General features: G+C 47.8%; 21 protein-coding genes and 1 pseudogene. All 22 read left to right on the top strand.

What is annotated here, in order from left to right; genetic code table 11:
* Positions 1-135 (top strand): annotated as a pseudogene (rplB, locus tag AC5EF3_RS15780) (50S ribosomal protein L2); the annotation flags it as partial.
* Positions 136-150: 15 nt separating this feature from the next.
* On the top strand, positions 151-429 hold the full coding sequence (rpsS, locus tag AC5EF3_RS15775) for a 30S ribosomal protein S19 (protein ID WP_015827912.1): 279 nt from the start codon (positions 151-153) through the stop codon (positions 427-429).
* 5 nt (positions 430-434) lie between these two features.
* Positions 435-833, top strand: a complete 399-nt coding sequence (rplV, locus tag AC5EF3_RS15770) for a 50S ribosomal protein L22 (RefSeq protein WP_015827911.1) — start codon at positions 435-437, stop codon at positions 831-833.
* Positions 833-1,594 (top strand): 30S ribosomal protein S3, encoded by a 762-nt coding sequence (gene rpsC, locus AC5EF3_RS15765; RefSeq protein ID WP_015827910.1) that lies wholly within the window; start codon positions 833-835, stop codon positions 1,592-1,594. The genes rplV and rpsC overlap by 1 nt, the downstream gene beginning before the upstream one ends.
* An 11-nt stretch (positions 1,595-1,605) precedes the next feature.
* Complete coding sequence (gene rplP / locus AC5EF3_RS15760; RefSeq protein WP_015827909.1) at positions 1,606-2,019, top strand: 50S ribosomal protein L16; 414 nt, start codon at positions 1,606-1,608, stop codon at positions 2,017-2,019.
* A gap of 16 nt (positions 2,020-2,035) precedes the next feature.
* Entirely contained in the window at positions 2,036-2,242 is a 207-nt protein-coding gene (gene rpmC / locus AC5EF3_RS15755) for a 50S ribosomal protein L29 (RefSeq protein ID WP_015827908.1), read from the top strand.
* Between the two features lie 20 nt (positions 2,243-2,262).
* Positions 2,263-2,511 (top strand): 30S ribosomal protein S17, encoded by a 249-nt coding sequence (gene rpsQ / locus AC5EF3_RS15750; protein WP_015827907.1) that lies wholly within the window; start codon positions 2,263-2,265, stop codon positions 2,509-2,511.
* The gene (gene rplN / locus AC5EF3_RS15745) at positions 2,508-2,876 is read left to right on the top strand and encodes a 50S ribosomal protein L14 (protein ID WP_015827906.1); all 369 of its coding nucleotides are present in this window, start codon (positions 2,508-2,510) and stop codon (positions 2,874-2,876) included. Before rpsQ ends, rplN begins: the two co-directional genes overlap by 4 nt.
* A 2-nt stretch (positions 2,877-2,878) precedes the next feature.
* Positions 2,879-3,196: a 50S ribosomal protein L24 gene (rplX, locus tag AC5EF3_RS15740; protein ID WP_493548727.1), complete on the top strand. Its 318-nt coding sequence runs from the start codon at positions 2,879-2,881 to the stop codon at positions 3,194-3,196.
* Positions 3,189-3,749 carry a 50S ribosomal protein L5 gene (gene rplE, locus AC5EF3_RS15735; protein WP_015827904.1) on the top strand — a complete coding sequence of 187 codons (561 nt, stop codon included), beginning with the start codon at positions 3,189-3,191 and terminating at the stop codon, positions 3,747-3,749. Before rplX ends, rplE begins: the two co-directional genes overlap by 8 nt.
* A 19-nt stretch (positions 3,750-3,768) precedes the next feature.
* Positions 3,769-4,074, top strand: coding sequence for a 30S ribosomal protein S14 (gene rpsN, locus AC5EF3_RS15730; RefSeq protein ID WP_015827903.1), 306 nt, complete (start codon positions 3,769-3,771; stop codon positions 4,072-4,074).
* A gap of 14 nt (positions 4,075-4,088) precedes the next feature.
* Entirely contained in the window at positions 4,089-4,484 is a 396-nt protein-coding gene (rpsH, locus tag AC5EF3_RS15725) for a 30S ribosomal protein S8 (protein WP_015827902.1), read from the top strand.
* A 21-nt stretch (positions 4,485-4,505) separates the two neighbouring features.
* Positions 4,506-5,042 (top strand): 50S ribosomal protein L6, encoded by a 537-nt coding sequence (rplF, locus tag AC5EF3_RS15720; protein WP_493548726.1) that lies wholly within the window; start codon positions 4,506-4,508, stop codon positions 5,040-5,042.
* A gap of 3 nt (positions 5,043-5,045) precedes the next feature.
* Positions 5,046-5,408, top strand: coding sequence for a 50S ribosomal protein L18 (gene rplR, locus AC5EF3_RS15715; protein ID WP_015827900.1), 363 nt, complete (start codon positions 5,046-5,048; stop codon positions 5,406-5,408).
* 12 nt (positions 5,409-5,420) lie between these two features.
* The gene (rpsE, locus tag AC5EF3_RS15710; RefSeq protein ID WP_015827899.1) at positions 5,421-5,999 is read left to right on the top strand and encodes a 30S ribosomal protein S5; all 579 of its coding nucleotides are present in this window, start codon (positions 5,421-5,423) and stop codon (positions 5,997-5,999) included.
* A gap of 26 nt (positions 6,000-6,025) precedes the next feature.
* Complete coding sequence (gene rpmD, locus AC5EF3_RS15705; protein WP_015827898.1) at positions 6,026-6,214, top strand: 50S ribosomal protein L30; 189 nt, start codon at positions 6,026-6,028, stop codon at positions 6,212-6,214.
* Between the two features lie 53 nt (positions 6,215-6,267).
* Complete coding sequence (gene rplO / locus AC5EF3_RS15700; RefSeq protein WP_015827897.1) at positions 6,268-6,744, top strand: 50S ribosomal protein L15; 477 nt, start codon at positions 6,268-6,270, stop codon at positions 6,742-6,744.
* 110 nt (positions 6,745-6,854) lie between these two features.
* Entirely contained in the window at positions 6,855-8,228 is a 1,374-nt protein-coding gene (secY, locus tag AC5EF3_RS15695; protein ID WP_015827896.1) for a preprotein translocase subunit SecY, read from the top strand.
* The gene (locus AC5EF3_RS15690) at positions 8,225-8,788 is read left to right on the top strand and encodes an adenylate kinase (RefSeq protein WP_015827895.1); all 564 of its coding nucleotides are present in this window, start codon (positions 8,225-8,227) and stop codon (positions 8,786-8,788) included. Before secY ends, AC5EF3_RS15690 begins: the two co-directional genes overlap by 4 nt.
* Positions 8,789-8,966: 178 nt before the next feature.
* A complete protein-coding gene (gene rpsM / locus AC5EF3_RS15685) occupies positions 8,967-9,335 on the top strand; it encodes a 30S ribosomal protein S13 (RefSeq protein ID WP_015827894.1) in 369 nt (122 codons plus the stop codon).
* 15 nt (positions 9,336-9,350) lie between these two features.
* Positions 9,351-9,740 carry a 30S ribosomal protein S11 gene (gene rpsK / locus AC5EF3_RS15680; RefSeq protein WP_015827893.1) on the top strand — a complete coding sequence of 130 codons (390 nt, stop codon included), beginning with the start codon at positions 9,351-9,353 and terminating at the stop codon, positions 9,738-9,740.
* 73 nt (positions 9,741-9,813) lie between these two features.
* Positions 9,814-10,753, top strand: a 940-nt coding sequence (locus AC5EF3_RS15675) for a DNA-directed RNA polymerase subunit alpha (RefSeq protein ID WP_493548725.1), incomplete at its 3' end; no start/stop codon positions are given.

Genomic DNA, 10,753 nt, shown 5'->3' with positions numbered 1-10,753 from the left:
CACGGTGGTGGTGAGGGTAAATCTTCCGGTGGTCGTCACCCAGTGACACCATGGGGTAAGAAAACTCGCGGTCCAAAGACTCGTAATAACAAAACGACTGATCGTTTGATCGTTCGTCGTCGCAACAAGAAATAGCGGAGGAATATAGATATGCCACGCTCCGTTTGGAAAGGTCCTTTTGTCGACGGCTACTTGCTTAAAAAAGCAGAAGTCGCCGCAGAGGCTACACGTCCGACGCCGATCAAAACTTGGTCACGTCGTTCGACTGTATTACCAAACTTTGTGGGTCTGACGTTTCAGGTTCACAACGGTAACAAGTTTATACCTGTTAACGTGTCGGAAGACATGGTTGGTCACAAATTTGGTGAGTTCGCACCTACGCGGACATATTACGGCCATGGTGCCGATAAAAAAGCGAAGCGGAAGTAGGGACGATGGGTAAGGCCAAAAATCCTCCAAAGCAGGCAGCTAACGAAAGTCGCGCAGTATTGCGTATGCTTCGCGTAAGCCCGCAAAAGCTGAACTTGATCGCGCAATCCATTCGTGGAATGTCAGTCGAAAAAGCTCAAGCTGAATTAACATTTTCACGCAAGCGTCACTCTAATGAAGTGTTGAAGCTGCTGAACTCTGCGATTGCAAACGCGGAAAACAATCACGGTTTGGACATTGACAGTCTTGTCGTTGCTCAGGCTCACGTGGGTAAAAACCTCGTCATGAAGCGTATCCGGGCACGTGCTCGTGGTCGCGCAGCACGCATCCTTAAGCCTTTCGCACAGATGACTATCGTCTTGCGTGATGCTTCTATGGACGCTGAAAGCCAGGAGGCGGCATAATGGGTCAGAAGGTAAATCCCATCGGGTTACGCCTAGGCGTCAACCGTACAGCTGACAGTCGTTGGTATGCGGACAGTGTCGACTTCGGTCGTTTGCTGCACGAAGACCTGCGTTTGCGTAAATACATTCAAGAGTGGCGTCCAAAGGACGACAATTCAGGAAAACGTACTGGTGAAGTTTTGGCTCGCCGTGCAGGTATTTCGAAAATTATTATTGAGCGTCCTCACAAGAAGTGCCGCATAACTGTTCACACATCTCGTCCAGGGATGGTTATCGGTAAAAAAGGTGCTGACATCGAGAAGCTTCGTAAAGATCTTTCCAAGTTTGTAACTGACGAGGTTTTCGTAAACCTTGTTGAAGTTCGCAAGCCTGAGATTGATGCGAAACTTGTTGCTGAAGACGTAGCACGCCAGCTAGAGCGTCGTGTATCTTTCCGTCGCGCAATGAAGCGGACTATCCAGTCTGCTATGCGTTTGGGCGCTGAAGGTATTCGGTTGAACGTAGCTGGTCGTTTGGGTGGAGCAGAAATCGCGCGTACTGAATGGTATCGCGAAGGACGTGTTCCACTTCACACTCTACGTGCTGACATCGACTATGGTGTTGCCGAAGCTATGACAACTTACGGTATCATTGGTATCAAGGTCTGGATCTTCAAAGGTGAGATCATGGAGCACGACCCAATGGCACGTGATCGCAAAGCTGAAGCCTCTGGTGATGCTCGTGCACGTCAATCTCGTCCTGACAATAATAGTCGGGGTTAAGGAGATAGGTCATGTTGCAACCAAAACGGACTAAGTTCCGCAAACAGTTTAAGGGCCGCATCAAAGGAAACGCCAAAGGTGGCGCGACTTTGACATTCGGTTCATATGGTCTTAAAGCGCTCGAGCCAGAGCGTGTGACGTCTCGTCAGATTGAGGCCACTCGTCGTGCTATTACCCGTCACATGAAACGTGTGGGTAAAGTATGGATCAGAATCTTTCCAGATGTGCCTGTGTCAGCAAAACCGACAGAAGTACGTATGGGTAAAGGTAAGGGGTCGCCAGAATTTTGGGCGGCTAAAGTAAAACCAGGTCGTATCATGTTTGAGATCGATGGTGTAACTGAAGAGATTGCGCGTGAAGCTCTTTCTCTAGGTGCCGCCAAATTGCCGATCAAAACCAAGATCGTCAAACGGTTGGGCGAATAGGGAGCGTTGGAAAAAAATGAAAATTGAAGACGTTCGCGCAAAGACGCCCGATGAACTTGTTTCTGAATTGACGAAACTCAAGAAAGAACAGTTCAATCTTCGCTTCCAGCAGGCAACAGGTCAGTTGGAGAACACCGCCCGCGTGCGGCAGGTGCGTAAGGACATCGCAAAGATCAAGACGATCCTAGCGGAAAAATCCAAAGCGCAAACCGGCGCTGCGTGAGTTTGAGGGAATAGAGAACAATGCCCAGGCGGATTATGGAAGGCGTGGTTGTATCCACAGCAACGGATAAAACTGCAGTAGTACGTGTTGATCGTACTTACCTTCACCCCCTTTTGAAAAAGACCGTTCGTCGGTCAAAGAAATACCACGCTCACGATGAGAGTAATGTGGCGACTGTTGGACAGAAAGTATCTATCCAAGAATGTCCGCCTCGCTCTAAGTTGAAGCGTTGGGAATTAATTACGGCTGCGGAAGGATCTAATTCATGATCCAGATGCAATCAAACTTGGATGTAGCGGATAACTCCGGTGCAAAACGCGTTCAGTGCATCAAGGTTCTTGGTGGTGCTAAACGTCGTTACGCTTCAGTTGGCGACCAGATTGTTGTTTCTATTAAAGAAGCGACACCTAAAGGTCGTGTAAAGAAGGGTGATGTGCGCCGTGCGATTGTGGTACGCGTCAAAAAAGACATCCAACGTCGTGATGGTTCAGTCATTCGTTTTGATTCTAACGCTGCAGTTATTATCAACACAAATGGTGAGCCGCTAGGTACTCGTATTTTTGGACCAGTTCCTCGTGAATTGCGCGCTAAAAACCACATGAAAATCATCTCACTTGCTCCGGAGGTGCTATAATTATGGCAGCTAAGATCAAGAAGGGTGACAAGGTCGTTGTGCTTTCTGGTAGAGACAAAGGTAAGCAGGGCGTTGTCTCTCGTGTACTCGTCGATGACCAGAAGGTTGTTGTGTCAGGTGTGAACATGGTTTCACGTCACACAAAACCTACTCAAGCCGACCAAGGTGGCATCAAGAATTTTGAAGCCCCTATGCATGTTTCTAACGTGGCTCACATAGACCCACGTGACGGTAAACCAACACGCGTCGGTTTCAAAACTGATGACAATGGCCGTAAGGTTCGTGTTGCAAAACGCTCAGGGGAGGCCATCGATGTCTGATGTCGCCACATACGAGCCGCGGCTTCAAACCCTTTACAGGGAAGAAATTCGCGCAAAAATGAAAAACGAGTTTAAGTACAGCAATGAAATGCAAGTACCTAAACTTGATAAAGTTGTAATCAACATGGGTTTGGGTGCTGCGGTATCTGACTCTAAAAAGGTTAAGTCTGCGGTAGCTGCTCTTCAAGCTATTTCAGGTCAGAAGCCTGTTGAAACAAAAGCTCGCAAGTCTATCGCTGGTTTTAAACTGCGTGAAGACATGACAATCGGTGCGAAGGTTACTTTGCGTCGGGCGCACATGTATGAATTTTTAGACCGTTTGACAACTATTGCGCTTCCTCGCGTGAAAGACTTCCGTGGACTTAACGGTAGATCTTTTGATGGCCGCGGAAACTACGCAATGGGTCTTAAAGAGCACCTCGTTTTCCCAGAGATCAACTATGATGAAGTTGATCAACCTTGGGGTATGGATATTATTGTGTGCACGACAGCGCCCACTAACGAAGAAGCGAAAGCACTCTTAAAAGAGTTCGGCTTTCCGTTTCGTAACTAGAGCGCTGGAGAGAGTTTAAATGGCTAAGAAAAGTGCAGTAGAGAAAAACAAAAAGCGTATGCGTCTAGTGGAAAAATATGCCGCTAAACGTGCTGCTTTGAAAGCGCAAGCTTTGGATGACAATGCGCCACTAGAGGATCGCTTCAATGCGCGCCTTAAACTGGCTAAATTGCCTCGCAACTCCGCACCAAACCGTGTGCGTAATCGTTGTGAAGTAACAGGTCGTCCGCGCGGTTTTTACCGCAAGCTTAAGATGTCTCGTATCGCATTACGCGAACTTGGCAGCGCGGGGATGATCCCCGGGCTCGTGAAATCGAGCTGGTAAGAGAGGGATAGGCTATGAACCTGAATGATCCTCTAGGCGATATGCTAACTCGGATCCGTAACGCGCAAATGCGTGGCCGGTCTACAGTTGTAACGCCTGCTTCCAAACTTCGCGTCCGTGTATTGGATGTCCTTCAATCTGAAGGTTACATCCGTGGATACACTGAAGTCGAGAAGGACGGAAAAGCAGAGATTGAAATTGAGCTGAAATACTTTGACGGCGCACCTGTGATCCAAAAGATTGCCCGTGTTTCCAAACCTGGACGTCGTGTATATTCTGCTTCTAAGGATATTCCTTTGGAGCGTAATGGACTGGGTATTTCTATTTTATCAACGCCTAAGGGCGTGATGTCAGACAATGTTGCTCGTACCGAGAATGTCGGTGGCGAAATTCTTTGTCGGGTATCCTAGGGCGTAGAGGAAGTATTTGATATGTCCCGGATTGGTAAAAAACCTGTAACGGCACCGAGTGGAGTAACAGTGAACATCACTGATACAAACATCTCGGTAAAAGGACCAAAGGGTGAGCTAGCTCTTGCTTTGACTGATGATGTTTCAGTTAAGCTTGAAGGTGCTGACATTATTGTGTCGCCGAAAGATGAAAACGATAACAAAAGCCGCGCGCTTTGGGGCACTATTCGTGCTCGTATATTCAACATGGTTGAAGGCGTCTCCAATGGTTTTGAGAAAAACCTAGAGTTGGTCGGTGTTGGTTATCGTGCTGCTGTTAAAGGCAACGACTTGGAATTGAACCTTGGGTTTTCACACCCAGTTGTTCACAAAGCTCCAGAAGGCATCACATTCAAATGTGCAAAGCCAACTGAGGTTAAGATCGAAGGGATTGATAAACAATCTGTCGGTCAAGTTGCTTCCGAGATCCGTAGCTATCGTCCACCTGAGCCTTACAAAGGTAAAGGTATCCGCTATGAAGGCGAACATGTTCGCCGTAAAGAAGGTAAGAAGAAGTAAGCCATGTTGTCATCGCGCGAAAAACAAATACGCCGGGCCCAACGCGTGCGTACTCGCCTTCGGAAGATTGCGAACGGAAAGCCACGTTTGTCGGTTAGCCGTTCGTCAAAGAACATTTCCGTACAGCTTATTGATGATGCTGAAGGCAAAACAATTGTCTCAGCATCTACTCTAGAAGCTGAATTTAAAAAGGCTGGTAACACTGGCGCATCTAAAGATGCAGCAGTTGTCATCGGTAAACTCATTGCTGAACGTGCGACTAAAGCTGGCGTTTCGGAGTGTGTTTTCGATCGTGGAGGTTTTATCTTCCACGGCCGTGTCAAAGCCCTAGCTGATGCTGCCCGTGAGGGCGGCTTGAAATTCTAGAAGGAGACCGTCATGGCACGTGATAATCGTGAAAGAGGCGGTCGCAAAGGCCGCGACCGTGATGAAGAACAGTCGGAAATCGTTGATAAGTTAGTCGCGATTAACCGTGTTGCCAAAGTGGTGAAGGGTGGTAAAAACTTCGGTTTTGCTGCGCTCGTCGTTGTCGGTGACCAAAAAGGTCGTGTTGGTTTTGGTCACGGTAAGGCCCGTGAGGTTCCTGAAGCCATTCGCAAAGCGACTGAAGAAGCAAAAAAGACAATGGTTCGTGTGCCATTGCGTGAAGGGCGTACACTTCACCATGACGGTTCAGGCCGTTGGGGTGCTGGTAAAGTTCACCTTCGTGCAGCGCCTGCGGGTACTGGTGTTATCGCCGGTGGTCCAATGCGTGCGGTACTTGAAGTTCTTGGTGTTCAAGACGTTGTTGCAAAATCCATTGGGTCTTCAAACCCATACAACATGGTTCGCGCAACTGTTCAGGCCCTTAAAGGTCAAGCAAGTCCTCGCCAAGTTGCTTCAAAACGTGGTCTTAAAGTTCAAGACATCGTGGGCCGTCGTACAGATGGTGCCGGTGTAGCTGAGGTGGCCCAGTAGGGCCGGGATAGGTTGGAGTAACCACAATGGCAGATAAGAAAACACTGCGTGTGCGTCAGACCGGCAGCCCGATCCGCCGCAACGAAACACAACGCAAGACACTCGTTGGCTTGGGTTTGAATAAGCTAGGTCGCGAACGTGAGTTGGAGGACACTCCTTCTATCCGCGGCATGATTTCCAAAGTCGGCCACTTGGTCGAAGTGATTGAAGGTTAGACCCAAGCGCTGCGCGAATTAATGCGTTTGGCGACTGGTTCGAGGATAAGACTATGAAACTCAACGAACTTTCAGATAATCTAGGCGCGACGTCTGCGCGTATGCGTGTTGGCCGCGGTGTCGGGTCCGGTAAAGGTAAAACTGCTGGACGCGGTGTTAAAGGTCAAAAGGCGCGCTCAGGTGTAGCTATCAAAGGTTTTGAAGGTGGGCAAATGCCTATCCACATGCGTATGCCTAAGCGTGGGTTTAACAGACCAAACGCGAAGACATTTGCTTGGATAAATGTTGGTCGTATTGAAAAAGCGATCACAGAAGGCAAGCTTGATGCAAAAAAACCTGTGGATGAAGCAGCTTTAATCGCTTCTGGTGTTGTTCGCCGCGCAAAGGATGGCATTCGCCTCCTTGCAAAAGGTGAAATTAGCTCCAAAATAGAGATTACTGTTGCCGGCGCATCAAAAGCAGCTGTTGAAGCTGTCGAGAAAGCTGGTGGCACAGTCACTGTTACAGCGCCGGTTAAAAGTGCTGAATAGAACTGTCTCATTTCCTACGATTCGCGTAGGATATTGAAAAGTATAATTGCACTGTGTCAGCTTCGTTCGTCGTAGCTGGCATTTTGCTGCTTTAAGGAGAGCGAGCACTTATGGCTTCAGCCGCTGAACAACTCGCAAAGAATATCAATTTTTCGACCTTTGGTAAGGCGAAGGAATTGCAGCAGCGTATATTGTTTACGCTTGGTGCATTGATTGTTTACCGACTTGGTACTCAGATCCCAATTCCAGGAATTGATCCCGTAAATCTTGCTACTGCCTTTGGTGGTCAGTCTGGTGGAATATTGGGGATGATGAATGTCTTCTCCGGTGGTGCTATCGAGAGAATGGCTATTTTTGCGTTGAATGTTATGCCGTATATTTCGGCGTCTATCATCATGCAGCTAGCGACTTCTGCCGTACCTTCTCTTGAGAGATTGAAGAAAGAGGGCGAAGCGGGCCGTAAACAGATCAACCAATACACGCGTTATGGTACAGTATTGCTTGCTATTGCTCAGGCATATGGGATCGCGGCGTCTTTGAGTGCTATCAACCCAGATACGGGTGGATCAGTTGCGCTTGATCCTGGCTGGTATTTCATGACATCGACAATCGTGACGCTTGTGGGTGGGACAGTCTTTCTAATGTGGTTGGGTGAACAGGTAACAGCACGCGGAGTAGGGAATGGTATTTCTCTGATCATTTTTGCTGGTATTGTAGCGATTATGCCTAAAACAATTTGGAACGCGCTTGTTTCTACACGCGAAGGCACAATGAATGTGACTGTGCTTGCTGCGATTGCGATAATTAGTGTGGCGATGATCGTCTTTATTGTTTTCGTAGAGCGTTCGCAGCGTCGCTTGCTTATTCAGTATCCAAAGCGTCAGCAAGGTAACAGAATGATGGGGGGAGAAAATTCATTCCTTCCATTAAAGCTGAATACCGCTGGAGTTATTCCGCCTATTTTTGCAACCTCTTTGTTGATTCTCCCGACAACTGCGGCTGGCATGATGGCGAGTGGACAAGGGGCTGCTGGTGGTGGCGCTGTGTCTGAGGGGCTTCGTTCCGTTGTCGCACTCATCGGGCCTGGGCAACCATTATTCGTTGTTTTGTATGGATTGCTCGTTGTCTTCTTCTGTTTCTTCTACACGTCTATCGTGTTTAACCCGGAAGAGACTGCAGATAACTTGCGTAAACACGGTGGTTTTATTCCTGGATATAGACCGGGCAAAAGAACTGCTGACTACTTAGACTATGTGCTAAGTCGCCTTACCGTGATTGGTGCGATATATCTTTCTATAGTTTGTCTGTTGCCAGAAATTTTAAAGATGAATTTTAAGTCCATTCCATTTTATATTGGTGGGACATCTATTCTTATTGTAGTTTCTGTAACCATGGATACTGTAGCGCAGATTCAATCTCACCTAATTGCCCACCAATATGAGGGCATGATAAAAAGATCACGGCTCGGGGGCCGCAAGAAATGAACTTAATACTTTTTGGACCACCAGCGGCCGGTAAGGGCACACAAGCGAAGAAACTCGTGGCAGAACGTGGTTTTGTTCAACTTTCAACTGGGGACATGCTGCGTGCAGCACGTTCTTCCGGGTCGGAATTAGGGCTAAAAGTATCAAGTATAATGGACTCAGGCGGTCTTGTTTCTGACGAGATTGTTATAGAACTAATCAAAGAACAGCTGGAACTGAACTCAGGTGCAGCTGGATTTATTTTTGATGGGTTTCCAAGAACGGTTCCTCAAGCGGAAGCTTTGGACAAATTGTTGGAAACTCTTAATTCAAAAGTGGATCATGTGATTCGATTGAAAGTGGATGACGAAGCGTTGATGCAACGAATCGTTAAACGCTTTGAAGAAGAAGGGCGTACAGACGACAATCCGGAGAGTTTCCGGAAGCGTTTGGATGCTTATAATGCGCAGACTGCACCTTTGCTTCCGATTTATGCGGAGCAAGGCAAGTTAACTGAAGTGGATGGAATGCAGCAAATAGACGTTGTAGCCCGTGAAATCGACAAAGTTTTGGGTGCATAAGCAGGAAACAGGAAAAGAAGCCGAGTTTTGTGTCAATATTTAGTTGACGCAGGAATATCAAAGCATATAAGTGTCGGCTTCCGCGGCGAAGAGACGGTCTGAATGCAGTGTCGATACACTGGGTGAGGACCAATTGTCGTCTTTGGTCGTGAAACAGTTTAATGAATGGAGGGGCAGTGTGGCCCGTATTGCAGGTGTCAACATACCCACGAATAAGCGCGTTACGATCGCGCTGCGCTACATTCACGGCATAGGTCCGGTGAAGGCGCAGGAGATTTGTGACAAAGTGGGAATCGCGGCTGAACGTCGTGTACAGGATTTGTCTGACGCTGAAGTCATTCAAGTTCGTGAAGCTATCGATGCAGACTATGTGGTTGAAGGTGATCTTCGCCGTGAAGTCTCAATGAACATCAAGCGTTTGATGGACTTGGGTTGCTACCGTGGTTTGCGCCACCGTCGCGGTCTTCCAGTTCGTGGCCAACGCACTCACACCAATGCGCGTACGCGCAAAGGTCCAGCGAAAGCAATCGCTGGTAAGAAGAAATAGACCGGATACATTAGTATGGCTCGCGAACAAACACGTGTTAAACGTAGTGCACGTAAGAACATCTCTTCAGGTGTTGCTCACGTCAACTCAAGCTTTAACAACACAATGATCACTATTACTGACGCTCAAGGAAATGCTATTTCTTGGTCTTCAGCTGGTCACATGGGTTTTAAAGGCTCTCGTAAATCTACTCCTTATGCTGCACAGGTTGCTGCTGAGGATGCAGGTCGTAAAGCTCAAGAGCACGGCTTGAAGTCATTAGAAGTGCAAGTTCGTGGACCAGGTTCTGGCCGTGAATCAGCTCTTCGTGCGCTTCAGTCTATTGGTCTTACGATCACGACTATCCACGACATTACAGCCATTCCTCACAATGGTTGTCGTCCGCCAAAACGTCGTCGCGTATAATCTTAAACGGTTAAACGCTTCGTCCTGTTCATTTTGAACAAAACTTAAACGCAATTTCTAAGGTGATCGCCTCATGAATATGGCTCAGGTCAACGACAAAAACTGGAAAGAGCTCATCCGTCCATCCCGTCCGGTGGTGGAGCACGACTTTGATGCTGGCCGTAAGGCTAGCTTGATCGTGGAGCCGCTGGAACGCGGTTTTGGAACGACTCTAGGTTCTTCGTTGCGCCGCATTCTACTGTCTTCACTGCAAGGCGCTGCGATTACAGGCGTGCAGATTGACGGTGTTGTTCACGAATTCTCATCTATTCCAGGTGTACGTGAAGACGTAACTGACATCGTGCTTAACCTAAAGCGCGTTGCGATTAGCATGGTTTCAGAGACATCAAAGCGTATGACTTTGTCTGCCTCTGGTCCTGGTGTTGTGACTGCTGGTCAAATTGAACTTCCTGGCGACATGGAAATTCTAAACCCAGACCACGTTATTTGTACGTTGGATGATGGCGCGAATATCCGTATGGAATTCACTGTTGCTTCTGGTAAAGGTTATGTGCCTGCTGACCGCAACCGTCCTGACGATGCACCACTTGGTTTTATCCCTGTGGACGCAATCTTCTCTCCTGTGGAGCGTGTTGGCTTCAAGGTGGATGACACACGTGAAGGTCAAGTTCTTGACTACGATAAATTGACATTGACTGTCGAAACTGACGGTTCAGTGACACCTGAAGATGCAGTTGCTTATGCAGCACGTATTCTTCAAGACCAACTTCAATTGCTTATCAACTTTGATGAGCCAGTTGTTGAGCAAGAAGCTGAGCAAGAGCCAGACCTTGGCTTTAACCCAGTACTTCTCAAGAAAGTTGATGAGTTGGAATTGTCTGTTCGTTCTGCAAACTGTTTGCGTAACGACAACATTGTATACATTGGTGACCTTATCCAGAAGTCAGAGGCGGAAATGCTTCGTACTCCAAACTTTGGACGTAAGTCATTGAACGAAATTAAAGAGGTCCTCG

The sequence above is a fragment of the Hirschia sp. genome (assembly GCF_058892565.1).
The sequence above is the reverse complement of the archived record's forward strand: the minus strand, read 5'-3'. Positions and strand labels throughout refer to the sequence as shown.

Excerpts from the sequence above, each read along its gene's own strand:
- rpmC (WP_015827908.1), top strand. The coding sequence starts at position 2,036 with ATGAAAATTGAAGACGTTCGCGCAAAGACGCCCGATGAACTTGTTTCT.
- rplX (WP_493548727.1), top strand. The coding sequence starts at position 2,879 with ATGGCAGCTAAGATCAAGAAGGGTGACAAGGTCGTTGTGCTTTCTGGT.
- rpsN (WP_015827903.1), top strand. The coding sequence starts at position 3,769 with ATGGCTAAGAAAAGTGCAGTAGAGAAAAACAAAAAGCGTATGCGTCTA.
- secY (WP_015827896.1), top strand. The coding sequence starts at position 6,855 with ATGGCTTCAGCCGCTGAACAACTCGCAAAGAATATCAATTTTTCGACC.
- rplE (WP_015827904.1), top strand. The coding sequence starts at position 3,189 with ATGTCTGATGTCGCCACATACGAGCCGCGGCTTCAAACCCTTTACAGG.
- rplV (WP_015827911.1), top strand. The coding sequence starts at position 435 with ATGGGTAAGGCCAAAAATCCTCCAAAGCAGGCAGCTAACGAAAGTCGC.
- rplP (WP_015827909.1), top strand. The coding sequence starts at position 1,606 with ATGTTGCAACCAAAACGGACTAAGTTCCGCAAACAGTTTAAGGGCCGC.
- rpsC (WP_015827910.1), top strand. The coding sequence starts at position 833 with ATGGGTCAGAAGGTAAATCCCATCGGGTTACGCCTAGGCGTCAACCGT.
- rplO (WP_015827897.1), top strand. The coding sequence starts at position 6,268 with ATGAAACTCAACGAACTTTCAGATAATCTAGGCGCGACGTCTGCGCGT.
- rplF (WP_493548726.1), top strand. The coding sequence starts at position 4,506 with ATGTCCCGGATTGGTAAAAAACCTGTAACGGCACCGAGTGGAGTAACA.
- rpmD (WP_015827898.1), top strand. The coding sequence starts at position 6,026 with ATGGCAGATAAGAAAACACTGCGTGTGCGTCAGACCGGCAGCCCGATC.
- AC5EF3_RS15690 (WP_015827895.1), top strand. The coding sequence starts at position 8,225 with ATGAACTTAATACTTTTTGGACCACCAGCGGCCGGTAAGGGCACACAA.
- rpsS (WP_015827912.1), top strand. The coding sequence starts at position 151 with ATGCCACGCTCCGTTTGGAAAGGTCCTTTTGTCGACGGCTACTTGCTT.
- rplR (WP_015827900.1), top strand. The coding sequence starts at position 5,046 with ATGTTGTCATCGCGCGAAAAACAAATACGCCGGGCCCAACGCGTGCGT.
- rpsE (WP_015827899.1), top strand. The coding sequence starts at position 5,421 with ATGGCACGTGATAATCGTGAAAGAGGCGGTCGCAAAGGCCGCGACCGT.
- rplN (WP_015827906.1), top strand. The coding sequence starts at position 2,508 with ATGATCCAGATGCAATCAAACTTGGATGTAGCGGATAACTCCGGTGCA.
- rpsH (WP_015827902.1), top strand. The coding sequence starts at position 4,089 with ATGAACCTGAATGATCCTCTAGGCGATATGCTAACTCGGATCCGTAAC.
- rpsK (WP_015827893.1), top strand. The coding sequence starts at position 9,351 with ATGGCTCGCGAACAAACACGTGTTAAACGTAGTGCACGTAAGAACATC.
- rpsQ (WP_015827907.1), top strand. The coding sequence starts at position 2,263 with ATGCCCAGGCGGATTATGGAAGGCGTGGTTGTATCCACAGCAACGGAT.